At 67.5% G+C, this 22,246-nt stretch carries 18 protein-coding genes and 2 pseudogenes; 10 read left to right on the top strand and 10 right to left on the bottom strand.

Going from position 1 to position 22,246, the window contains the following annotated elements; all coding sequences use genetic code 11:
* Positions 1-88: 88 nt before the first annotated feature.
* Entirely contained in the window at positions 89-868 is a 780-nt protein-coding gene (locus ACUJ46_RS00775) for an IclR family transcriptional regulator (protein WP_445388552.1), read from the top strand.
* Between the two features lie 86 nt (positions 869-954).
* Here ACUJ46_RS00775 and ACUJ46_RS00770 read toward each other — a convergent pair.
* Both ACUJ46_RS00770 and ACUJ46_RS00765 read right to left on the bottom strand, forming a co-directional pair.
* Positions 955-1,059 (bottom strand): annotated as a pseudogene (locus tag ACUJ46_RS00770) (PEPxxWA-CTERM sorting domain-containing protein); the annotation flags it as partial.
* 24 nt (positions 1,060-1,083) lie between these two features.
* Positions 1,084-1,890, bottom strand: a pseudogene (locus ACUJ46_RS00765) (choice-of-anchor F family protein); the annotation flags it as partial.
* A gap of 496 nt (positions 1,891-2,386) precedes the next feature.
* Here ACUJ46_RS00765 and ACUJ46_RS00760 point away from each other — a divergent pair.
* From ACUJ46_RS00760 to fghA, 3 genes are read left to right on the top strand one after another with little or no spacing between them, the layout of a single operon-like run.
* Positions 2,387-3,493 (top strand): S-(hydroxymethyl)glutathione dehydrogenase/class III alcohol dehydrogenase, encoded by a 1,107-nt coding sequence (locus ACUJ46_RS00760; protein WP_445388551.1) that lies wholly within the window; start codon positions 2,387-2,389, stop codon positions 3,491-3,493.
* 13 nt (positions 3,494-3,506) lie between these two features.
* Positions 3,507-4,388, top strand: coding sequence for a formyltetrahydrofolate deformylase (gene purU, locus ACUJ46_RS00755; RefSeq protein ID WP_445388550.1), 882 nt, complete (start codon positions 3,507-3,509; stop codon positions 4,386-4,388).
* Positions 4,385-5,227, top strand: a complete 843-nt coding sequence (gene fghA / locus ACUJ46_RS00750) for an S-formylglutathione hydrolase (protein WP_445388549.1) — start codon at positions 4,385-4,387, stop codon at positions 5,225-5,227. Before purU ends, fghA begins: the two co-directional genes overlap by 4 nt.
* A gap of 35 nt (positions 5,228-5,262) precedes the next feature.
* Here fghA and ACUJ46_RS00745 read toward each other — a convergent pair whose 3' ends face one another.
* From ACUJ46_RS00745 to ACUJ46_RS00735, 3 genes are all read right to left on the bottom strand, one after another.
* Positions 5,263-6,468 carry an acyl-CoA dehydrogenase family protein gene (locus tag ACUJ46_RS00745; RefSeq protein ID WP_445388548.1) on the bottom strand — a complete coding sequence of 402 codons (1,206 nt, stop codon included), beginning with the start codon at positions 6,466-6,468 and terminating at the stop codon, positions 5,263-5,265.
* Positions 6,465-7,559 (bottom strand): acyl-CoA dehydrogenase family protein, encoded by a 1,095-nt coding sequence (locus ACUJ46_RS00740; protein ID WP_445388547.1) that lies wholly within the window; start codon positions 7,557-7,559, stop codon positions 6,465-6,467. The genes ACUJ46_RS00745 and ACUJ46_RS00740 overlap by 4 nt, the downstream gene beginning before the upstream one ends.
* 155 nt (positions 7,560-7,714) lie before the next feature.
* On the bottom strand, positions 7,715-9,328 hold the full coding sequence (locus tag ACUJ46_RS00735; RefSeq protein WP_445388546.1) for an AMP-binding protein: 1,614 nt from the start codon (positions 9,326-9,328) through the stop codon (positions 7,715-7,717).
* 78 nt (positions 9,329-9,406) lie between these two features.
* Between ACUJ46_RS00735 and ACUJ46_RS00730 the strand changes: the two genes are divergently transcribed.
* From ACUJ46_RS00730 to ACUJ46_RS00715, 4 genes are read left to right on the top strand one after another with little or no spacing between them, the layout of a single operon-like run.
* Positions 9,407-10,558, top strand: coding sequence for an acyl-CoA dehydrogenase family protein (locus ACUJ46_RS00730; protein ID WP_445388545.1), 1,152 nt, complete (start codon positions 9,407-9,409; stop codon positions 10,556-10,558).
* Positions 10,559-10,563: 5 nt separating this feature from the next.
* Positions 10,564-11,502: an acyl-CoA dehydrogenase family protein gene (locus tag ACUJ46_RS00725; RefSeq protein WP_445388544.1), complete on the top strand. Its 939-nt coding sequence runs from the start codon at positions 10,564-10,566 to the stop codon at positions 11,500-11,502.
* Positions 11,499-12,278: an enoyl-CoA hydratase/isomerase family protein gene (locus ACUJ46_RS00720; RefSeq protein ID WP_445388543.1), complete on the top strand. Its 780-nt coding sequence runs from the start codon at positions 11,499-11,501 to the stop codon at positions 12,276-12,278. The genes ACUJ46_RS00725 and ACUJ46_RS00720 overlap by 4 nt, the downstream gene beginning before the upstream one ends.
* 24 nt (positions 12,279-12,302) lie before the next feature.
* On the top strand, positions 12,303-13,175 hold the full coding sequence (locus tag ACUJ46_RS00715) for an SDR family oxidoreductase (protein WP_445388542.1): 873 nt from the start codon (positions 12,303-12,305) through the stop codon (positions 13,173-13,175).
* 3 nt (positions 13,176-13,178) lie between these two features.
* Here ACUJ46_RS00715 and ACUJ46_RS00710 read toward each other — a convergent pair whose 3' ends face one another.
* From ACUJ46_RS00710 to ACUJ46_RS00690, 5 genes are all read right to left on the bottom strand, one after another.
* On the bottom strand, positions 13,179-15,383 hold the full coding sequence (locus ACUJ46_RS00710; protein WP_445388541.1) for a CoA transferase: 2,205 nt from the start codon (positions 15,381-15,383) through the stop codon (positions 13,179-13,181).
* A 38-nt stretch (positions 15,384-15,421) separates the two neighbouring features.
* Positions 15,422-15,865 (bottom strand): Zn-ribbon domain-containing OB-fold protein, encoded by a 444-nt coding sequence (locus ACUJ46_RS00705; RefSeq protein ID WP_445388540.1) that lies wholly within the window; start codon positions 15,863-15,865, stop codon positions 15,422-15,424.
* Between the two features lies 1 nt (position 15,866).
* Positions 15,867-17,084, bottom strand: coding sequence for a thiolase C-terminal domain-containing protein (locus ACUJ46_RS00700; protein WP_445388539.1), 1,218 nt, complete (start codon positions 17,082-17,084; stop codon positions 15,867-15,869).
* Positions 17,085-17,181: 97 nt separating this feature from the next.
* On the bottom strand, positions 17,182-18,405 hold the full coding sequence (locus ACUJ46_RS00695) for an alpha/beta fold hydrolase (protein ID WP_445388538.1): 1,224 nt from the start codon (positions 18,403-18,405) through the stop codon (positions 17,182-17,184).
* Positions 18,402-19,130: a FadR/GntR family transcriptional regulator gene (locus ACUJ46_RS00690; protein ID WP_445388537.1), complete on the bottom strand. Its 729-nt coding sequence runs from the start codon at positions 19,128-19,130 to the stop codon at positions 18,402-18,404. Before ACUJ46_RS00690 ends, ACUJ46_RS00695 begins: the two co-directional genes overlap by 4 nt.
* A 131-nt stretch (positions 19,131-19,261) precedes the next feature.
* On the opposite strand from ACUJ46_RS00690, the gene ACUJ46_RS00685 reads away from it, so the two are divergent.
* Both ACUJ46_RS00685 and ACUJ46_RS00680 read left to right on the top strand, forming a co-directional pair.
* Positions 19,262-20,377, top strand: a complete 1,116-nt coding sequence (locus tag ACUJ46_RS00685; protein ID WP_445388536.1) for an amidohydrolase family protein — start codon at positions 19,262-19,264, stop codon at positions 20,375-20,377.
* Between the two features lie 59 nt (positions 20,378-20,436).
* A complete protein-coding gene (locus ACUJ46_RS00680; protein WP_445388535.1) occupies positions 20,437-22,209 on the top strand; it encodes an acyl-CoA dehydrogenase family protein in 1,773 nt (590 codons plus the stop codon).
* Positions 22,210-22,246 lie beyond the last annotated feature (37 nt).

Here is a 22,246-nt window from a genome sequence, read left to right as displayed (position 1 = left end):
TTGAGTCGTTCGTGCTGGGGTCTGCCACAGGGCCGCCAATTCGGCAAGCGGAATGGACATTCAGCTGGCCGAATGATACCGCCTGTCCATGCCCGCCAGCCCGCCCGATCAAGCCGCATCCGCCGACCTGCGGCCAAGCCCCGCCGTGGCGCATGCCGCCGCGATCCTCCGGCACCTCGGCCGGATCGAGACGGCGGAAGGCGTGACGGCGATCGCCCGTGCCACGGGCCTCTCCCCCAGTTCCGCCTTCGCCATCCTGAAGACGCTGTCGTCCGAGGGACTGGCCCGGTTCGATCCAGCCACCAAGCGCTACGCCCTCGGCCCCGCGGCGCTGGAGCTTGCCGCCCGCGCGCTCGGCCGTGACCCGCTGCTGCGCCGCGCCCAGCCGGTGATGGAGCGCCTGGCCCAGGCACATGACGCAGCCGTCGGCCTGTGGCGGCAGGTGGATGGGGACAGGCTGATGCTGCTGGCTCTGGCCGAAAGCGGCGGCGCAACGCGCATCCACATGGCTGTCGGCCAGCGCCAGCCGCTTGCCGCGGGTGCTGCCGGGCGTGCGCTTCTGGCGATGACGAACCCGCCGGCCGACCGGGTCCGCGCCGGCTTCGATGCCGTGCGCTGGCAGTCGCCCATTGATTTCGAAACCTATCTCGCCGGCATAGAGGATGCCCGCCGCCTCGGCCACGCAACCGACAGGGACCACGCCTTTCGCGGTATCACTACCATCGCCACGGCCTTTGCCCCGCCGGGCCAGCCCGTCCATGTGCTGTCGGCCTCCACCTTCACCGGCCAGAAGGATGAAGCCGCGCAAAGCGCGCTCGGCGGCGCCATTGCGGCGGAAGCCCGGGCGCTGTCCGCCTTGCCCGGCTGAAGGCCGCGCATCTTCTTTACAACATTAAAAAAGGGGCGCCCGGCGGATTGACCGCCGGACGCCCCGACAGGAGGGCATGATGAAAATCAGGCGGCCTGCAGCGCCCGCTGGCGGCGCATCGCGCCACCCACAAGGCCGAACCCGGCGATCAGCATCGCCCAGGTCGCCGGCTCCGGCACCGCGCCATTGGCGGCGGCGAAGGTGGTGTAGCGTAGCGTGAAGGGACCGCCTTCGAAGCCTTCATCGACCTTCACATGGAAGTTGAGGTTGATGTTGCGCAGGTCTTCGGCAACGTCGCGCACGAAACCAAGGGCGATCAGGTCATTCTCGTCCACCATGGTCGGGGCGATCGGGATGGCGCTCAGCGGATCGTTCGGGTCGATAACGCGGCGGGCTTCCCAGCCCATGCCATTGTACCAGGCCATCAGCAGGGGGTCGGTCGAATCGTCGCCGTCATTGTCCCAGAAATAGCCCTCGGGCACCGAGCTGTCGTTAAGCATCGCCGGGCCAAACAGCGCCGCATAATTGGCGGAAATCGCCCCCGTGGTGAGCGCGTCCTCAGAAAGGCTGACGTCAAAACCGGCGCGGTCGGTGCTGAAGAAGCCGTCGATATTGTGGTTCGGGTTTTCCGACGCATCCCCGAACAGTCCGAACGGGAACTGGGTGAAGGCCGCCGCATTATCGGGGCCGAGATCGGCGGCAAGGTCGAAACCGAGGCCATCGCCAAGCCCCGAGGCCACGAAGTTGGCGCCCACACCATAGCCCAGCTCGACCTTGAAGCCGGCAATCCGGTCGGCCGACATGTTGATCAGCCGGTGATAGACCCGGTAGCTGTTGGTCTCGCTGTTCGCCTCGGTATCGAACACCAGGTCGATTGCACCGGTATTCAGGGCCTGGAGCTTCACGCGCTTGTCGGACCGGAAGGGGCCTTCGCACTGGGCGCCGACCACGGCGATACAGTCGGGAATCGACTGGCCAGGGTTCAGGTCAACGTCATCGTTCAGGACTGTCATGCCCGGCATGGGCGAATCGATCCACAGGATCTGGCCGTTGGCGATGGCGCCGGCGGTGCCGCCGCTCACGTCGCGGTCATAGACCTTGCTGACGCCCGTGCCCGGAAGCGCCGGATCGGCGACGAGCTCGACATTGCCGAGGTTCCAGCTGGTGATGGTGGCGGCGGACGCCGCAGCGGACACACTGGCGAGAACCGCCAGTGAGCTGAACTTGAGAAACGCTTTCATTTATAACACCCCTGTTAGGAATCGCCTGCATAGGCAATGCTCATGCTATTGGCCGCGCTGATGTTATCAAGGCTTATTATTAGTTAACAGTCCGATCCCCATCATAAAAACAGGCCGGGCTGCCTGCGCGATCATGGGTGCAGGGCAAACCGCACGAGGGCAGGCCGGCAGGCATGCGGCATTCCTGCCGGGGCACGTCTCAGGCTGGAAACGCGGCGCACTTCTGGCGTAAGGCAGGCGGCATCCGCCCTTGCCCTTCCGTGAAAGGACGCTCCCCATGAAGACCCGTGCCGCCGTCGCCTTCGAAGCCAAACGCCCGCTGGAAATCGTGGAGGTCGATCTCGAAGGCCCGAAGGCGGGCGAGGTGCTGGTCGAGATCAAGGCGACGGGTGTCTGCCACACCGATGCCTACACGCTCGACGGGCTGGACAGCGAGGGCGTCTTTCCCTCCATCCTCGGCCATGAAGGCGCTGGCGTGGTGCTCGAAGTGGGCGCGGGCGTCACCTCGGTGAAGCCAGGGGATCATGTGATCCCGCTCTACACGCCCGAATGCCGGCAGTGCAAAAGCTGCCTTTCGCGCAAGACGAACCTGTGCACCGCCATCCGCGCCACCCAGGGCAAGGGCCTGATGCCAGATGGCACCAGCCGCTTCAGCTACAAGGGGCAGATGATCCATCACTACATGGGCTGCTCCACCTTCGCCAACCACACGGTGCTGCCTGAAATCGCCGTCGCGAAGATCCGCGATGACGCGCCGTTCGACACCAGCTGCTACATCGGCTGCGGCGTGACCACGGGGGTGGGCGCCGTCGTCAACACCGCCAGGGTGACACCCGGCGCCACCGTCGTCGTCTTTGGGCTGGGCGGCATTGGCCTCAATGTCATCCAGGGCGCGAAGATGGCGGGCGCGTCGCGCATTGTCGGCGTCGACATCAACCCCGACCGCGAAGCCTGGGGTCGCCGCTTCGGCATGACCGATTTCGTCAACCCGAAGGATGTGGCCGACATCGTCGCCCACATCGTGGCAATGACGGATGGCGGCGCCGACTACAGCTTCGACTGCACTGGCAACACCGACGTGATGCGCCAGGCGCTGGAATGCTGCCACCGCGGCTGGGGCGAATCGATCATCATCGGCGTGGCGGAAGCCGGGCGGGAAATCGCCACCCGCCCCTTCCAGCTGGTGACGGGCCGGGTCTGGAAAGGCACGGCCTTCGGCGGCGCGCGCGGCCGCACCGACGTGCCGAAGATCGTGGACTGGTACATGGACGGCCAGATCCAGATCGACCCGATGATCACCCACCGCCTGCCGCTGGAGCGGATCAACGAGGCCTTCGACCTGATGCACCGGGGCGAAAGCATCCGCAGCGTCATCATCTTCTGAAGGCTGGCTCCGCATGACAACCAGGAACGGGGCGCAAGGCCCCGCCTACATCCTCGCCTTCACCTGCGCCGATGCCGTCGGGATCGTCGCCGCCGTTACCGGCACGCTGGCCGAAAACGACGGCTTCATCCTCGACAGCCAGCAATATGCCGACCTTGAAACCGGCCGCTTCTTCATGCGCCTGCTGTTCCAGCCCGCCGGCCCGCGCTTTCCCGCCGATCTCGCCGGCCTGTCCGCCCTGCTCGCGCCCATCGCCGCACGCTTCGGGATGGACTGGCAGCTGGCGCCCGCCAACCGGCGGCCGAAGCTGCTGGTGGCTGCCTCGAAGCAGTTGCACTGCCTGCATGACCTTCTCTACCGGCGACAGTCGGGCCAGCTTCCGGCGGACATCGTCGGCATCACCGCCAACCACCCCGATGCCGAGGCGCTTGCCCGCCAGCATGGCCTGCCCTTCCACCTTCTGCCCACGGCAAAGGAGGACAAGGCCGGCCGCGAGGCGGCGCTGGAGCGGCTGATGGCGGAAACGCAGGCGGAATTCCTCATCCTCGCCCGCTACATGCAGATATTGTCGCCGGACTTCGTCGGGCGCATGCCGGGGCGGATCATAAACATCCACCACAGCTTCCTTCCCGGCTTCATCGGCGCGCGCCCCTATCACCGGGCGCATGCGCGCGGCGTGAAGCTGATCGGCGCGACGGCCCATTTCGTGACCGAGGATCTCGATGAAGGCCCGATCATCGAACAGGCGGTCGAGCGGGTCGATCACCGCGCCTCCGTCGCCGACCTCATCGCCATCGGCGCCGACATCGAATCCCAGGTTCTCACGCGCGCCGTCACCTGGGTCTGCGAGCGCCGCGTGCTGCTGAACGACGGGCGCACGGTGGTATTCCGGTGAGCATCGAGACGATTTCCAGCGTCAGGGCGCATGGCGGCACGCAGCTGGTGCTGCGCCACGAAAGCCGCGCCACCGGCACGCCGATGACCTTCGCGCTCTTCCTGCCGCCACAGGCGGAAACGGGGCCGGTGCCGCTTCTGACCTACCTGTCGGGCCTCACCTGCACCCATGCCAATGTGATGGAAAAGGGCGAATACCGCCGCGCCTGCGCCGAGCATGGAATCGCCTTCCTCGCGCCGGACACCTCGCCGCGCGGCGACGGTGTGGCCGATGCGGATGGCTATGACCTCGGCCAGGGCGCCGGCTTTTACGTCGACGCCACCGAAAGCCCCTTCGCGCCGCACTACGCCATGTGGGCTTATGTGACGGCGGAACTGCCCGCCCTCGTCGCTCCCCATTACCCGCTGGCGATGGACCGGCAGGGCATCACCGGCCATTCCATGGGCGGCCATGGCGCGCTGACCGTGGCGCTGTGCCACCCGGGCCGCTTTCGCGCCGTATCGGCCTTCGCGCCGATCGTCGCCCCGTCGCAGGTGCCATGGGGAGAAAAGGCCTTTTCCGCCTATCTCGGGCCGGATCGCGCCGCATGGGCGCGCCATGATGCCGTCGCCCTCATCGAAGGCGGCGCGCGCCTGCCCGACCTGCTCGTCGATCAGGGCGATGCCGACACTTTCCTCGCGGAACAGCTGAAACCTGAGCTGCTGGAAGCCGCCTGCCGCGCCGCCGGACAGCCGCTCACCCTCAGGATGCAGCCGGGCTACGACCACAGCTATTATTTCATCTCGACCTTCATGGCCGATCACATCGCCTGGCACGCCGCCCGGCTGGCCTCTGGCTGAGGCCCGCCGGGCGCGGCCATATCAGGCCAGACTCATCAGGCCGGGATCTGGTTGAAGGGCACACCCTTGTCCGGCCGGTGATCCTGCGGCAGGCCGAGGATCTTCTCGGCGATGGTGTTCAGCAGCATCTCGTCCGCCCCGCCGGCAATCCGGCCAGTCGGCGCGTTGATCCAGCTCGAACCCCAGTCGTCCTTCTGCGAGGCATGCGGGTCGAAGTGCAGCCCGTCCGTCCCGGCAAGGTCGATCGCCAGTTCGGACAGCTTCTGCCGGCTGCGCACCGCCACCAGCTTGTTGAGCGAGCCTTCCGGCCCCGGCTCCATGCCGGCCTGCATCATCAGCATTGCGCGCGTGGTGATGGATTCGAGGCCAGCGCGCATGGCGTGGTTGCGCGCGATCGCCGAACGGATGCGCCCGTCCTTCAGCGCCGGGCGGCCGTTCACCGCCAGTCCGCGCGCATGCTCGACGAAGAGGTCGAGATGCGGGCCGAAGCCGCCGCTGTCGGTCGCGACATAGCGCTCGATCATCAGCGTCGCCATGGCGACACCGAAGCCGCCGCCCACCGGGCTCATGCGCTGTGAATCCTCGACGCGCACGTCATCGAAGAACACCTCGTTCACATGGCTGTCACCACCCGCCAGCTTGATCGGGCGGACGGTGACCCCCGGCGCCTTCATGTCCACCCAGTAATAGGTGAGGCCCTGATGCTTGGGCACATTCGGGTCGGTCCGCGCGACGATGACGCCATAGTCGCAATATTGCGCCCAGCTGGTCCAGACCTTCTGGCCGTTGATGCGCCAGCCATTGCCATCCTGCTCGGCGCGGGTGCGAAGCCCGGCGAGGTCGGAGCCACCCGCCGGCTCGGAAAAGAGCTGGCACCACATCTCTTCGCCGCGCAGCGCCTTGCGCACCCGTTCGCGCACCCAGTCGCGATCCTCGCAGTAGCGGATGATGATCGGCACCGGCATGCCGAGCGAGATGCCGAAATAGCCGACGGGCATGCCGAAGGCCATTTCCTCGGTGTCGAAGATCACCTTCTCGATATGGCTCAGGCCCTGCCCGCCCACATCGACCGGCCAGTTGATCCCGGCAAAGCCGGCATCGTGGCGCGCGGCGAGATAGCGCCGGCCCAGCGCCAGCCCCTCTTCCTCGCTCAGGCCCTGGCGGGCATCCTTGCCGAATTCCCCGGCCACGGATTGCAGCCAGGCCCGTGCCCGGCCGCGGAAGGCCTCATAGTCGCTCATGCCGCCACTCCCGTCAGCTGTTCCAAAAGAAGATCCTCCCAGAACAGCATGTTGCCCTGTTCGATGGCGAGGCTGCGCGCACGGCGCATGTGAAGATGAAGTCCGGCTTCCCAGGTCACGCCGATGCCGCCATGGATCTGCACGGCATCGCGCGCCGCCGTATCATAGGCTTCCGTCGCCGAAAGCCGCGCATCGGCCGCCGCGACCAGGAAGCCCGGCTTGCCGGCCATCGCCCCGGCATGGATGCAATTGGCCCGCGCAATCTCGACCAGGCCGTAAAGCTCGGCGATGCGGTGCTTCACCGACTGGAAGGCCCCGATCGGCTGGCCGAAGGCCTTGCGCGTCAGGGCATAGTCGCGCGCGGTGTGCAGCAGCGCCTCGGCCCCGCCCGTCTGCTCATGGGCCGTCACCACCGCCATGCGGGCCAGAACGTCGAGCGCCAGCGCGCGCGCGGCATCGCCCTCGGCCAGCAGCGTGGCGGGCGTGTCGGCGAAGGCGATGTCGGCATGAAGGCGGCTGTTGTCGAAGCTGTCGATGGCGGTCCGCTTCGTTCCGCCCAGCTCCGTCAGCACCAGCACCGGCGCGCCGTCGCGGCTGGCCCAGACAATGGCCGCATCGGCGGCGAGGCCGGCCGTCACGCCGGGCTTCACACCCGAAAGCCGGCCGCCGGCAAAGGTGACCGCAGGCTGCGGCGGCAGCGCGGACGCGCCTTCGGCGAGGGCGACCGTCATCGTCGCCTCGCCGGCGGCAAGGCGCGGCAGCCAGGCGGATGCCAGCGCGGCATCGCCGGCTGCGGCAATCGCCTCGCCAGCCCCGTAGCCGACAGTCAGGAACGGCGCGCCGGATGTGGCGGCGCCGGCAGCCTGCGCTACCAGCCCCAGTTCCCCAAGGCCAAGGCCAAGGCCGCCATGGGCTTCGGCAATGGCAAGCGCGGTCCAGCCCTGCTCGACAGCGGTGCGCCAGAAAATCTCGTCATGGTCGCCGGTGCGCTCCAGCAGGCCGAGCAGCCGGTCCTTGCTGGCCCGGGCTTCCAGCACGCGGCGCGATTCTGTCGCGATCGCCTGCTGTCCTTCATCGTACAGGATTGACATTCCCAATATCCCTCAGCAAAAAGCTCGTTCAGTTATATAACTAGGTAATATATATCAAGGGCTGGACATGCCCCCGAAAAAGAAGGGGCAGCCCGGCAGCGGGGAGAGCGGATGCCACAGCCGACGGCGCCCGGGCAATGACAGCCGCCAGTGCATCAGCGCGGCGGGACGCGGCCCTCCTCCGCCAGCTTGCGGCGCAGCTCGGCCTTCTGCACCTTGCCGGATGGCGTGCGGGGGAAATCCTCCACCAGCAGCAACGCCTCGGGCGTCTTCTGGCGTGCCGCGCCGATCGCCCGGAAGGCCGCGTCGATCGAACCGATGCTGACCGTCGCCGTCCCGTCCGGCACGATCACGGCGCAGATGCGCTCGCCAAGCCGCGCATCGGGCAGGCCGATGGCTGCCGCCTCCCGCACGCCGGGCACGGTCAGCAGCAGTTCCTCCACCTCGCGCGACGAGATATTCTCCCCGCCGCGGATGATGATGTCCTTCTTGCGGTCGGTGATGGCGAGAAAGCCGTCCGCATCCAGCCGGCCGATGTCGCCGGTCAGGAACCAGCCGCCGGGCAGGAAGCTTTCGGCTTCGAGCAGCGCGTCGGTATAGCCGAGGAACCGCTCCGGCCCGCGCACCACCACTTCGCCCTCCGCGCCGGCCGCCACGTCCCGGCCCATGTCGTCCACGATCCGCACCTCGACGCCGGGGTTGGGGCGGCCGTCGGTGCTCAGCCGCTTTTCGAGCGGGTCGTCCGGCTCGCACTGCGAGACCGTCGGCATTTCGGTGGAGCCATAACAGCGGCAGCAGCGGATGCCCGCCGCTTCGCTCGCGGCGACAAGGGCGGGCGGCACCGTCGTCGCGCCGATCAGGAACTGCTCGAAGCTGGAAATGTCCCGCCCATCGCGCGCGGCGGCGTCCATCAGGCCCGAAAGATGCACCGGCGCGCCCGACATCTGCCGTACGCCGAAACGCTCGACCAGTTCGGCGGCAAGCGCCGCATCCCAGGCTTCAAGGATGATGGTGGGGCGGCCCAGAAGCGCATGGCCCATCACTGCGAGTGTTCCGGCGATATGCCCCGAAGGCCAGGGGGAAAGCGCATAATCCTCCGCCCGGCCGGTCTGGCGGCGGGCGTTCAGCTCGGCCAGCAGGCTGCGGGCGCTGTGTCGCACGCCCTTGGGCGCAGCCGTCGTCCCCGAGGTGTAGAGCAGAAGCGCCAGCGCGTCCGGGTCGGTCTCGATTTCCGGCAGGGCGCCTTCGGGCAGGTCGGCATAGGCGATGGCGCCTTCGGGCACGCTGTCGCCCAGCACGATCCGGTGGGCAAGCGCCGGCAGCGCTGGCAGGCGGGCCAGCCGGTCGAGATAATCAATATTGCGCCAGCGATCGGGCAGGATCAGCGCCTTAGCGCCGCTGTCGCGCAGGATGTGCGCCAGTTCGTGCGGGCCATAGATGTGCACGATGGGCAGCATGGTGCAGCCCAGCGCCGCCGCCGCCTGGAACAGCACTGCATTTTCAAGGCCGTTAGGAAGCTGCATGGCGATCACGTCGCCGGGCCGCAGTCCCAGGGCATGGAATGCGCCCGCCAGCTTCAGCCCATCGGCATGGATCGCGCCCAGGCTGGTCCTGCGCGTGCCACCTGCGCCGAAAAAATGCAGCGGCGCGTCCGGGTGGGTCGCCGCCGCCTGCGCCATGGCCTCGCCCAGGGACAGATCCCGCCACAGCCCGGTCTCGCGCCAGCCCGCCTCCAGCGCCGGCGGCATCCGGCCGTTGTGCGCATCCATGTCCCGCTCCCTTCACATGCCTGTGCGCGCGATGCTTGGGCGGTGGGGCGCCACCCGTCAATCCCGGAGAAATAGCCGATGGACACAGGATTCAGCCCTGCCGAACAGCAGTTTCGCGCCGAATGCCGGGAATGGCTTGCCGCCCATGTCCCGAAGGAACGGCGGCCGATGCATGCCGCCGATGCGATCGGCTTCGACAAGGCCTGGCAACGCCAGCTGTTCGATGCCGGCTGGGCCGGGATAAACTGGCCCGGGGCCTATGGCGGGCGCGGCCTGTCGCTTGTGGAACAGGTGATCTGGCTTGAGGAATATGCCCGCGCCGACGCCCCCTGGATCGGGGCGAATTTCGTCGGCATCAACCATGGCGGGCCAACGCTGATCCTGAACGCCAGCGAGGACCAGAAGGCCTTTCACCTGCCCCGCATCCTGAAGGGGGAGGCGATCTGGTGCCAGGGCTTTTCCGAGCCGGGCGCCGGCTCCGACCTTGCCGGAATCCGCTCGCGCGGCAGGGTCGAGGGCGATGAACTGGTGGTCAACGGCTCCAAGATCTGGACCAGCTTCGCCCATGTCGCGGACTGGCAGGAACTCGTCATCCGCACGGAGGAAGGATCGGAGCGGCATCGCGGCCTGTCCTGGGTGATCTGCGACATGCACGCGCCGGGTATCAGCATCCGCCCCATCGCCAAGATGTCGGGGCAGGTGGAATTCGCCCAGGTCTTCTACGATGATGTGCGCATCCCGCTTGCCAATGTCGTCGGCGGGCTGGGCAATGGCTGGAAGGTCGCCATGTCCACCCTCGGCTTCGAGCGCGGCACCGGCTTCATCGCCGACCAGGTGAAACAGGCGCGCGAGGTGGAAGAGCTGCTCGAACGGGCGCGGGCGAGCGGCGCGATCCGCGATGACCGCATCGCCGGCGAACTCGCGCGGATGCGGGCCGAAGTCGCCGCCCTGCGCGCCATGACCTACCGCAACATCTCTGAAGTCGTCCGAACCGGCCAGCCGGGCGCCGAGGCATCGGTCATCCGCCTCTTCTCCGCCGAACTGGGCCAGAGGCTCGAGCGCATGGCGCTTCTTCTCGAAGGCGAGGCCATCCTCGACTTCCGCTACGGCGATGACAGCCTGGTAACCGATTACCTGCGCGGCTTTGCTGCCACCATCGCCGGCGGCACCGCCCAGATCCAGCGCGACATCATCGGCGAGCGCCTGCTCGGCCTGCCGAAATCAAGGTAACAGCCATGGACCTCACCCCCGACACCGAACAGCAGGCCCTCGTCGCGGCAACAGCCGACTGGTGCCGGGCGAAAATGCCGCTGGAAGAGGCCCGCAGCCGCCCGGCCAATCTCTGGCCGATGCTGGAAGAGATGGGCTGGACGGGCATGACCGCGCCGGCCATGGGCCTCGGCCACGCAACGGAAGCACTCGTCTTCGCCGAGCTTGGCCGCCACCTCGCCCCCGTCGGCCTCATCGCCAGCGCAGTCGCCAGCCGCTGGTCGCCAGAAGGCGGGGCCGGAGACGGCGGCGGGGATGGCCGCGGCGGGGATGGCCGTGCGGCGCTGGCCCTCATCGGCAAGGCAGGCGATGCGCGCTTCTTCGACCCGGAGGGGGCCAGCGCGGCCATCGCCATGCTCGAAGACGGCACGGCCGGCCTCGCGCCCCTTCCCGGCGGACTGGCGGCCGCCCCCGGCCTCGACCTTTCGGCGCCCATGGCCCGGATGGAGGCCGCCCCGGCCTTCTCGCCGCTCGAAGACCCGCGCGCGGCGCTCCACCTGCAATTGCTGGCGGCGGCCTTCTCGCTGGGCGTGGCGGAGGCCGCGCGCGACATGGCGGCAGCCTATGCCGGGGTGCGCGAACAGTTCGGCCGGCCCATCGGCTGGTTCCAGGCGCTGAAGCATCTGTGCGCCGACATGGCCGTACGCTGCGCCGTCGCCCGCGCGCAGCTGCTCTATGCCGCCTGCACGCTCGATGCGGATGAGCCGCCGGCCGCCTTCCACATCGCCGCCGCCCGCGACCTCGCCGGCCATGCCGCGCTGGAAAACGGGCGGGTCAACATCCAGGTCCATGGCGGCATCGGCATGACTGACGAGGCCTATCCCCACCTTTGCCTGAAGCGCGCCCACCTTCTGTCCTTCATCGCGCCCGCCCGGCGCGACATCCTGCTCGGAGACATTGCATGACGGAGAAGATCCTCTACGAAATCGTCGACGGCGTGGGCGTGATCACGCTCAACCGGCCCGAAGTCCACAATGCAATGGATGACGAGGCCAGCCATCGCTACAAGGAAATCCTCGACGCGGCGCTCGACGATGATGCCGTCCGCGCCGTTCTGCTGTGCGGCGCGGGCAAGTCCTTCTGCTCCGGCCGGGACACGCGCGTGCTTGGCCACCGCGCCCGCGACGAAAGCGATTATCATTTCGTGCTGCGCCACCAGCAGGGCCGGCTGAAGGTGATGGACAGCCCAAAGCCCTTCATCGCGGCGCTCAAGGGCGCGGTGATCGGCGGCGGCTGCGAACTGGCGCTTTCCTGCGACATCCGCGTTGCATCCACCGATCTGCGCATGGCGCTGCCGGAAATCCACTATGGCATCCTGCCCGATACCGGCGGCACCCAGATCATGACCACCCTGATCGGGCCGTCGCGCACCAAATATATGGTGATGACAGGCGAGCGCATCGATGCCGCCACCGCGCTGGACTGGGGGGCCGTCGACTTCGTCGTCCCGCCCGAAGAACTGGACGCGCGCGCCATGGCGATTGCCCGCAGCATCGCGGCAAAGCCGCCCATCTGCCTCGCCATGGCCAAGACCATGATCGACCAGCCCCATGCCGGGGCGGTGCGCAACGGCATCGCCCAGGAACTTCTGGCCCAGACCGCACTCTTCAAGACCGAGGATTATGCCGAGGCGCGGGCCGCCATCCGGGAAAAACGCACACCCGTCTATCGTGGCCGCTAGGCCGCTAACCCGAGGGAAGACACCATGACAGATGACTATAAGGGACTGCGCCGCGCCCCGGCGGCCGGAACCCGCATGCTGCCCGAAGGCACGTTCGCCAATGATGTCGCCATCATCACCGGCGGCGGCTCGGGCATCGGCAAGGGCATCGCCGCCGAATTCGGCCGTCTGGGCGGCGCCGTCGCCATCGCCAGCCGCGACCCAGACAAGCGCGCCCGCGGCGTCGCTGCCGTCGAGGAAGCCGGCGGCCGCGCCATCGGCGTCCAGCTCGACGTGCGCGACCCCGAAGCGGTGAAAGCCTGTTTCGACGAAGTGGAGGAGGCGCTCGGCCCGGTCACGCAGCTGGTGAACAATGCCGCCGGCAACCTCGCCGGCGCATCAGAGGATTTCAGCCTCAACGCCTGGCGCGCCGTGACCGGTATCGTGCTCGACGGCACCTGGCTGTGCTCCACCGAATTCGCGCGCCGCCGCATCGCGGACGGTCTCGGCGGCGCAATCCTCAACATCGGCGCCACCTATGCCTGGACCGGTGGGCCGGGCACCAGCCCCTCGGCTGCCGCCAAGGCCGCCGTCACCAATCTCACCCAGACGCTTGCCGTCGAGTGGGCGCCCCATGACATCCGCGTCAACTGCATCGCGCCGGGGCTGTTCCCGCACAAGGACCGCGCCGCCCACCTGCGCTTCGCCGATGGCAATGACCTGTCGAACCGCCAGCCGGCGCTGCGCACCGGAGAGGTGCACGAACTCGGCTGGGCGGCCGCCTATCTCTGTTCGGATTATGCCGCCTTCTGCTCGGGCCACAGCTTCGTGCTCGATGGCGCGAACTGGCTGCGACGCAGCTTGCGGATGCCGGTGTTCGAACCGGTCCGCACCTGGCTTCCCAAGCGGGAGAAATAGGGCTCAGGCAATCACCTTCTTCGCGCGGAAATCGGCAATTTCCGCGTCGGAGAAGCCCATCTCGCGCATGATTTCATCGGTATGCTGGCCGATCTCGGGGCATGGCCTGCGGAAAACCAGCGGCACATCGCCAAAGCACCAGAAGGCGCCCGGCTGCTCCATGGTGCCATAGACCGGCTGCTCCAGCACCGACACGAGGTTCAGTTCGCGGTGCAGCGGGGTGTCGAAGAAGCGGTTGGCCGCATCCTCGAAGGTCACATGGTCGGCAGGAACGCCCGCCGCGTCCAGCGCCGCCACGAGATCATCGGCGGTGCGGGTGGCGGCGGCGGCTTCGAAGCCGGCCTCGTCCGTGCCCAGCACGTCGCGCAGCGCCGCACGCCGCGCCGCGCCATGGGCGGCAACGGCCACCCAGCGGCCATCCGCGCACTGGAAGATTCGGTGCCAGGGTGAAAAGCCTGTCTGGTCAGCCGTCAGGTGATGGGTCTCGGCCAGCGAGCCATCGGCCAGGATCAGCGTTTCGCCTTGCGTGAAGGCCGAAATGCCCAGAAGCGATGTCTGGGTGGTGAAGCCGCCCTTGCCGGCCCGCAGCGCGTAGAGGGAAGCCATCGTCTCGACGAGGGCGCTCTGGGCCGAACTCACGTCCATCGTGCCGGGGCGGTTGAAGACCGGCCTGTTGCCTTCGCCGGCATTCTCGAATTCCCAGCCGGCAATGGCGTTGAAGATGGAATCATAGCCCGGCCAGTTGCCGCGCTCGCCCTTCTGGCCATAGGCGCTCACATAGTTGAAGGCGACATCGGGATTGTGTTGCCGGATGCCTTCTTCCGAAAGGCCGAGCTTCGCCGCGCCCTTGAAGCGCATGTTGTGGTGGACGACTTCGGCCCATTTCACCAGCCGCGCGAGGATCGGCCCGGCCTCGGGCCGGGTCAGGTCGAGCGCGATCGAACGCTTGGACCGGGCTGCGGCCTGGAAATAGCGGTGCATGAAGCGCAGCCGGTCGCCGCTCAGCGCTTCCACCTTGATCACATTGGCGCCCATGTCCCCCATCATCGACGGGCCCATCGGCCCGGCGAGGAACATGCCGAGGTCGAGCACCCGGGTGCCGGCCAGCATTTCGGCCGGCTGGCCATTGCTGCCGGCTTCAGCCGGCGGGGGCGCCCAGTCCTTTTCGCCGCCTTCGCCCGGCCGGGGGGCGGGGCGCACCGGCGGCAGGGCCGCATCACTGTGGAATGGCACGTTCGGCTGGATGGTGCGGCCGAGGTCAGGGTCATCCACCTCCACCGCATAGGCATTGGCGCGCACCTCGGGGTGCTTCAGCATCTCGCCCATCGGCCAGGCCGGCTCGGCCGCGATGTCGGCGTCCCGCAGATCGGCAAGCCAGCGGTCCATCGGGCGGCGGCGGAAGGCCTCCACCTTGCCTTCCTCGCTGTCGATGTCGACGCCTTCGGCCATTACCTCCCACATGGTGGGCATGCTGGCGTAATCGAACTGGCGGGTAGGATCCATGATCTGCAACCACTCGCCGCCTTCGCATTCGTAAAGCTGCATCGCCATCGCCCGTGGGCCCGGCGGATAGGGCGGGTTGTTGGGCATCGGCCCGCTGCTGTTCCGCGCCCAGATGAGCGGCAGCATCGCCATATGGCCCTGGAACAGGGATGTGTGCGCAGCCCCGCCGCGCCCGGATTGCAGGCGGGCCGTCAGCCGGGCGAGAATGCCAGCCGCCGCCAGATGCGCCGCCGACCAGCTGCCCGCGTTGAAACGCCAGACGATCGGGCCGGCGCGGTAGCCATCATTCTCGTAAAGCGCCCCGAAGCGCGCGGCGACGAGAAGCTCGTCGTCCGAACGCTCGACATCGGGGTGATTGAACGGGCTTCCGGTGATTCCGCTGATGACAAGGCGCGGATAGTTCGCGCCCAGCGCCGCGTCATCCAGCCCCAGCGCCCTGGCGCGCGAAGGCCGGAACTGGTGCAGGAGGACATCCGCGCCGGAAAGCCGCCGGTGCAGTTCGGCGAGGCCTTCGGGGGTGTCGAGATCGAGGATCAGGCTGCGCTTGCCGCGATTCCAGTTGGCAAAGCGCGCCTGCCCGCGCGCCGGGTCGCCACCCGGCCGCTCGATCTTGAGAACATCGGCGCCAAGGGCCGCCAGCATCAGCCCGGCCACCTGCACGGCCTGGCCCTCGCCGATTTCCACGATCCTCAGGTCAGCCAGCATCACGCCCTCCCCTGCGTTTGTCTGCGGTCAGGTCAGGCTCAGTCGGCCTTGCGGAAATTGGGCAGCACCCAGCCGTCCTGGATGTCCGTCCATTCCACCGTCACCTTCATGCCGATGCGCACATCCTCGGCGTTGCAGCCGGTGACATTGGCGTTGAGCCGCGCACCCGGCGCGCCGTCGAGGTCGACCACGACGGGCACATAGACATAAGGCTCGCCATTCTTCGGGTTCCGGTTGCACACGACATAGCTGAAGACCGTGCCGGTGCCCGGCAGCGTCGGCCAGGCCTTCTCGTTGCTGGAACATTCCGGGCAATAGGGCGTCGGCGGCATGCGGAAATGACCGCATTTCGCGCACTGGCACGCCGTCAGCCGATGCTCCTTCGCCGCCTGCCAGAAGGGCTCGGTGTCCGGGTTGGTGGAAATGCGGAGCTGGTCGCCCGGCAGCAGCAGCGCGGGACCGTATTTGATGGGCTCGCTCATCTCAGGCGCTCCTCAGGATCAGGCTGGAAACGGGAAGGGATGCCGGGCCACCCGAGACAAGGGCGAATTCCGCATCCTTGACCTGGTTGATGGCGGTGCCGCGCACCTGCTCGACGCCTTCGACAATGTGGGTCATGCCGATGATATAGGCTTCGTTGAGGTTGCCGCCGTGGGTGTTCACCGGCACGCCACCATTCACGCCCCGCCCGGTCGCCGGATCATAACGGACCTTGCCGGCGAGCACATAATCATTGCCCTCGCCCTTCTCGCAGAATCCGTAATCCTCCAGCTGCATCAAGACCATGGGGCTGAAATGGTCATAGATGAGGGCGACATCCATGTCCTGCGCCGAAAGGCCGGATTGCGCCCAGATCCGATCGGCCGTGAACTTGTGACCCGAGCTTGCGAAATGCGGATCGGGCATGCCCATCCACGCAAAGGCCCTGCCCCATTCGCGCTGCCCGCCATGGGCGCAGGCATGCACCACCGCCGGCTTGTGGCGGCAATCCTTCGCGCGGTCCATGGTGGTGGTGATGACAGCGACGGCGCCATCCGTCTCCAGGCAGAAATCCAGCCGGCGCAGCGGGTCCGCCAGCATGGGGGAGGCTTCATACTCCTCCTTGCTCAGCGCTGCCTTGCGAACCGCCTTGGGGCGGTTGTGCGCGTTGGCGCGCGTCGCCATCACGATCTCGCCAAAGGCATCCTGCGTGGTGCCGTAAAGATGCATGTGGCGCCGCGTCAGCATCGACATCAGATGCCCCGGGCCGACAAGCCCGGAAGGCTGGAGGAAGCTGCTTTCCGGGCTGGGGGCGCCAGCGCCGAACACCACGCCAAGCCGGTGCTGCGGCAGCTGCTGCAGCGCCATGACGGTGACGGCATATCTGCAGTCCTCGTTCATGAGGCCCGCGGTCGCCAGGCCGATCGCGCCGGGGCAGCCGCCGCCGCCCGAAGTCAGCGTCGCCGAGAAGGAGACATTGGGCATGCCCAGCGTTTCCATCAGCGCGGCCGTGTCGAACTTGTCGAGATAGCCGGCGCCCGCCGTGGAATAATAGGAAAAGCCGTCGAGGTCCCGGATCGAGATGCCCGCATCGGCGCAGGCCTTCAGGATCGCTTCGCCCGCCATGTCATTGATCGTGCGGGGCCAGCTCTTGCCACGGACATAATAGTCCGTCGCGCCGACCCCGACGATTGCCGTCTTGTCCTGATGTGCCCAGGCCACAGTCGCCTCCCGTCCAAGTTATATAACCAGGTTCAATAGGAGTGGGCTGAGCGCTTGTCCAGTGCCTCTCTGATGCGTCTCCAGCCGCGCCCGCGGTTCAGGCGAAATGCAGGCGGCGATACTTTCCGCGGAAATAGAGCAGCGGATCGCGGCGCGGCTCGAACTGCGCGCGCAGCACTTCGCCCACCAGGATGAAATGATCCCCCCCCTCATGCACCGCATGACGCCGGCACTCGAACGAGACGAGGGAGCCATCCAGCAGCGGAACCTGCGATTCCCCTGGCCCCCAGGGGGTCGCGCCGAAACGGTCCTCCCCCTTGCCGGCAAAGCGGTTCGATGTCTGTTGCTGGCCGATCTGCAGCACGTTCACGCCGAAATGCTCCGCCGTCTGCAGCACCGGCGCCGATCCTGCCCCATTGGCGATGCACACCAGAAGCAGCGGCGGATCGAGCGAGACCGAGGTGAAGCTGTTGGCCGTAAGCCCAACCGGCGCGCCATCAGGGCCGATCGCCGTGACGATGGTGATGCCCGTGGCGAAACAGCCCATCGCATCGCGCAGGGTGCGCGCATCGGAACCCGCCCTGAACTCGCTGGCGGCGCGCGGCTGCTTGCGGTCGAGAAAATCGAGCAGCAGGCCGAGGAAGGCCTCCGTCCGGTCGGTCACGACCAGCAGGTCGGCATCCTCCACCGTTTCCACTTCGGCATTGGGCAGGGCGGCATCGAAGGCGGCGCTCTGGGCGGACTGCCGCATCCAGGAAATCCCGCCGCGCACCACCAGCGTCGGCAGGGCAAGGCCCGGCGCTGCCTCCATCAGAAGGTCGGTCATACCCTCCAGCGGAAAGGCGCCCAGCGTCCGCTCGTCCCAGGTCTCGCGGCCTTCGGCACGCCGCTGGCGCAGCCGCCCGGCAATCTCGCCGGCAAGGTCCGGGTCGGCCTTTACCGGCATGTCCACCAGCACCAGCGCCGCGGCGAGATTGGCGGCATCGCGCGCCAGCGCCGCCGTGGCGATCCAGCCCCCCATCGTCGCCGCGACAACCACCGGCCGGGATCCCATCTGGGCAAGGACTGCCCGCATATCCTCGACATGCGCCTCGAGATCGTAGCGCCCGTCGGATGGCCATTCGCTGCCGCCATGGCCGCGCAGGTCGAGGTTCACGACCCGCCGCCCGGACTGCACCAGCGCTTCCGCCACATCCTGCCACACGGCGCGCGTCTGCCCGGCGCCATGCACGAGCAGGATGGCGGGGTCATGGGAATCGCCCGAAATCTCGGCTTCCAGCCGGATGCCGCCAAACCCTCTGAAATTGACGATAGCCATCATTTCCCCCGCATAGCGTCCTTGATCCAGTCCGCCAGCGCATCGCTGCGACGGCGCATCATCAGCCGGGCCACCTCCGCATCCCCGTCGAGGATGGCGTCGCACAGCCCGCGCAGCAGCTTGCGTGCCTGGGCACGCTGCTCCGGGTCCCTGTAGAGGCCCATGCCCTGTTCTTCCATGCCGAAAGAAAAGCCGATCGCCATCACCAGTTCGATGGCCGGGTTGCCGCTCATCCGCGAGACAAGCCGCGCCATCTCATCCTCGGCCGCGATCAGGGCAGCCGGCGTGTCGGCATCGTCGAGCCCGGCGGTGAAGCGGGCAAGCGCAAGACGCAAGCTCTCGTCCGTGCTGCCACAGGCCAGCGTTGCCGCCTCTTCCGAGACGCGCCGGCTCACCACCATGATGTCGGCAAGGGTTGCGCCCTTCAGCCGCAGGTAGCGTGCCAGCGTGCGGATGGCGTCCTCGGCATCCGGGCGGCTGGCATAGAAACCGCCGCGGATGCCGCGGCGAACGGTCAGCAGCCGGTCATTCTCGACGATCTTGGCAGCCTGCCGCAGCGTCGGGCGGCTGACCCCGAGGCGGCCGAGGAGATCATCCTCCGCCCCCAGGAAGGCGCCATCCTCATGCTCGAGGCTGAGCCGTGACAGGGCGCGCGCCGTGCGCGCCACCAGTGTCTCGCTCCGCCCTGTCTGCCGGATGCCTGTCTGCTGCATATCCGTATGTTGCATGGCACCCTTCTAACAGATAGCTGTTTGCGTGCAAACTTGTCGCGGACATCGTGCGGGCCACTGCCTGCCTCTTGTGATGACCTATATAACTAGGTATTCTTTTGCGGCAATTCCGAATCGGGAGAGAGTCTATGAAACCGTTCATCTTCAGTGCCGACAGCCACATCATGGAGCCGCCCTCCATCTTCCTCGACGGGCTGCCCGCCAGCCTGAAGAAGCATGCTATCCATGCCCGCAAGGAAGGCGAGTATCTGATCACCGGAACCGAGGACAAGATCATCTATCGCCTGCGCGTCGGCCAGCATCGCGAAAAGGCGCTGGGCGACAACGAGCGCCGCGGCATCCGTGAAATCCCCGGCCGCCTCGAGGACATGGAACTGGAAGGCATCGACTCCGAGATCTGCTTCCCCAGCCTCGGCCTGTGGCTCTACGCGCTCGACGATGCCGAAGCCGAAGCTGCCTCGGCCCGCCTCTACAATGACTGGAACGACCAGTTCCTCGGCAGCCACCCCAAGCGCTTCGTCCGCTGCGGCATGCTTCCGGTGCTGGATTTCTCCAACACCATCGCCGAGCTGGAATATCTCGCCGGCAAGGGCTTCACCGCCGCCATGCTCCCGGCCGTGACCCCGCCCAACCTGCCGAAATACAACAGCGAAAAGTGGGACCCGGTCTTCGCCAAGGGCGCGGAACTCGGCATCGTCTTCGTGATGCACACCGGCACCGGCCTCGAAAGCGTGGTGGTCGAGCGCGGACCGGGCGCCGGCATCATCAACTACACCAACCAGATGACCGACGCGCAGCAGAGCGTGATGTATCTGGTGGCCGGTGGCGTGCTCGACCGCAATCCCGGCGCGCGGGTCGCCTTCATCGAAAGCGGCGCAAGCTGGCTGGTGGCGCTTGCCGAGCGTATGGACGAAGTGGCCGAAGCGCATGCGAACTTCGTCTTCCCCAAGCTGTCGCGCAGCTGCAGCCAGATCATCGACGACCAGGTCTGGGCCAGCTTCCAGCACGACCGTGCCTGCATCGCGGCCGCCAATGCCGGGCTGCCGGGCGCGAAGAACGTGATGTGGGGCTCGGATTATCCGCATGCCGAAGGCACCTTCCCGATCAGCCGCCGCGTCGTGGACGAACTGTTCGAGGGCCTCGATGTCAGCGAGGAAACCCGGCGCAACGTGCTGGGCCTGAACGCCGCGCGCCTCTTCCGCATCGAGCCGGAAGTGCACACGAGCGCCAGCCTCGCGGCCTGACCCTCTCCCCCGGGCGGCATGACGCGCCCTTCGGGGCGCTGGAATGAAGGCTGTCGATCATGGTTCAACTGCATCTGGCATCCGAACAGCAGGCCATGATCGACAGCGTCTCCGGCGCGCTCTCCTCCAGGGGAGAGCGGCAGGCGGAGGACGTTCTCGCCGGGCTTGGCGTCGATACGCTGCTGGAGGAAGGCGGCAGCCTTCTCGATGCGGCGCTCGTCGCCGAGGCGGCGGGCCGGGAAGGCGTCATCGCCTTCCGGGATGAGCGCATCCTTGTCGCTGCGGCCTGCATCGGCATGGCCCGGCGCGCGCTCGACGATGCCGCCGCCTATGCCTGCGAACGGGTCGTGTTCGGGCGGCCCATCGGCGAATATCAGGGCATTGCCCACATGCTCGCCAACGCCGTGACCGAGGTTGATGGCACAGGGCTTCTGATCTGGCGCGCGATTTCCGCCCGAGCCGAAGGCTTGCCGGATGCCGGCGCACTCGAAGCGCAGGCGGTCTGGTGGGCCGCGCGCGCCTGCATTCCCGCGATCCGCGCCGCCATGCGCACCTTCGGCGGCTACGGGGTCAGCGAGGATTCCAGCCTGCCCGCCCTCTACAGGACGGCGCGCGCCGCCCTTCTTGACATGGGCGACCCGGACCTTGCCCTGACCGCCCCGGCGCCGCGGCCGGCCCCCACCGGGCCCGTCTCCATCTCCTTCACGCAGGATGCCGAGGCCGATGAATGGGATACGCGCACCCGCCATTTCCTTGCGGAGAATTTCACGGGCCAGCACAGGCGCGCCTTCGCCGCTTCGCTCGACAATCATATCCCCGATCTCCACCGCAAGCTGGCGGCAGCGGGCCTTCTCTTTCCCGACTGGCCGGTGGAATGGGGCGGCTCCGGCGCGAGCGCCATGGCGACCTCGGCAGTCCACCGGGAGCTGGGCAAGGCCGGCTGGCCGATTTCCGTGCTCGTCGTTTCCGATTCCATCGGCAAGCTGCTGATGCAGTTCGGGACCGAAGCGGCAAAGGCCGAGATCCTGCCGCGCCTGGCCCGTGGCGAGGCGCTAGCCTGCCTCGGCCTTTCGGAACCGTCAGGCGGTTCGGATGTCTTCGGCGCGAAAACCCGCGCCACGCATGATGGCGCGCGCTGGGTGGCGAACGGGCAGAAGGTGTTCACCACCAGCGCCCACATCGCCGATTATGTCCTGCTGCTGACCAAGGCCGAAGGCGGGCTGACCCTGTTCGTCGCGCCGCTGGGCGACGGTTTCGACCTCGCCCCGGTCGAGACCTTCGCCGGCGAGCGGACGAACATCACCTATTATTCCGATTTCGCCATCGAAGACCGCTATCTGCTGGGCGAAGCCGGCAAGGGCGCCAAGGTTCTCGCCGCGACCATGGCGCTGGAGCACAACCAGGGCGACTATTATCTGGGCGCCATGTGGGGCGTGCAGGAAGCGCTGAAGGCCTACCTTCCGCGCATCATGGCCCTGCCCGGCATGGCCGCAAACGAACCAGCGATCCGCCTGTCGCTCGCCCGCTTCGATGCCCATGTCGCTTTGCTGGAATGCCTTTCGCTGCGCGCCATATGGGCGGGCGAGGCGGGCGTTTCGCAGCGCTGGTTCGGGCCGATGTGCAAGCTGTTCGGCACGGAAAGCTGGGCAAGCTGCAACGCCGAACTCGTCGAGCGCTTCGCCCCGCACAGCCTCGGCAGCGATATCGAGGCCCTGGCCCTCATCGAGAGCGAGGCGCGCAAGGGACTGCAGGCAACCATCTACGGCGGCACCAGCGAGGTGCAGCGCAGCGTCATCGCCGAAACGCTCCACGGCCTGCCGCGAAGCCGGTAGAGATAACTCTAACGCAGAGTTTCCACCTCAATACTGC

Source organism: Sandaracinobacteroides sp. A072 (assembly GCF_052616365.1).
This window is presented reverse-complemented; position numbering and strand designations above follow the sequence as displayed.

Excerpts from the sequence above, each read along its gene's own strand:
- ACUJ46_RS00775 (WP_445388552.1), top strand. The coding sequence starts at position 89 with ATGCCCGCCAGCCCGCCCGATCAAGCCGCATCCGCCGACCTGCGGCCA.
- ACUJ46_RS00695 (WP_445388538.1), bottom strand. The coding sequence starts at position 18,405 with ATGATGGCTATCGTCAATTTCAGAGGGTTTGGCGGCATCCGGCTGGAA.
- ACUJ46_RS00690 (WP_445388537.1), bottom strand. The coding sequence starts at position 19,130 with ATGCAACATACGGATATGCAGCAGACAGGCATCCGGCAGACAGGGCGG.
- ACUJ46_RS00720 (WP_445388543.1), top strand. The coding sequence starts at position 11,499 with ATGACGGAGAAGATCCTCTACGAAATCGTCGACGGCGTGGGCGTGATC.
- ACUJ46_RS00715 (WP_445388542.1), top strand. The coding sequence starts at position 12,303 with ATGACAGATGACTATAAGGGACTGCGCCGCGCCCCGGCGGCCGGAACC.
- purU (WP_445388550.1), top strand. The coding sequence starts at position 3,507 with ATGACAACCAGGAACGGGGCGCAAGGCCCCGCCTACATCCTCGCCTTC.
- ACUJ46_RS00745 (WP_445388548.1), bottom strand. The coding sequence starts at position 6,468 with ATGAGCGACTATGAGGCCTTCCGCGGCCGGGCACGGGCCTGGCTGCAA.
- ACUJ46_RS00705 (WP_445388540.1), bottom strand. The coding sequence starts at position 15,865 with ATGAGCGAGCCCATCAAATACGGTCCCGCGCTGCTGCTGCCGGGCGAC.
- ACUJ46_RS00735 (WP_445388546.1), bottom strand. The coding sequence starts at position 9,328 with ATGGATGCGCACAACGGCCGGATGCCGCCGGCGCTGGAGGCGGGCTGG.
- ACUJ46_RS00730 (WP_445388545.1), top strand. The coding sequence starts at position 9,407 with ATGGACACAGGATTCAGCCCTGCCGAACAGCAGTTTCGCGCCGAATGC.
- ACUJ46_RS00685 (WP_445388536.1), top strand. The coding sequence starts at position 19,262 with ATGAAACCGTTCATCTTCAGTGCCGACAGCCACATCATGGAGCCGCCC.
- ACUJ46_RS00760 (WP_445388551.1), top strand. The coding sequence starts at position 2,387 with ATGAAGACCCGTGCCGCCGTCGCCTTCGAAGCCAAACGCCCGCTGGAA.
- ACUJ46_RS00725 (WP_445388544.1), top strand. The coding sequence starts at position 10,564 with ATGGACCTCACCCCCGACACCGAACAGCAGGCCCTCGTCGCGGCAACA.
- ACUJ46_RS00710 (WP_445388541.1), bottom strand. The coding sequence starts at position 15,383 with ATGCTGGCTGACCTGAGGATCGTGGAAATCGGCGAGGGCCAGGCCGTG.
- ACUJ46_RS00740 (WP_445388547.1), bottom strand. The coding sequence starts at position 7,559 with ATGTCAATCCTGTACGATGAAGGACAGCAGGCGATCGCGACAGAATCG.
- ACUJ46_RS00680 (WP_445388535.1), top strand. The coding sequence starts at position 20,437 with ATGGTTCAACTGCATCTGGCATCCGAACAGCAGGCCATGATCGACAGC.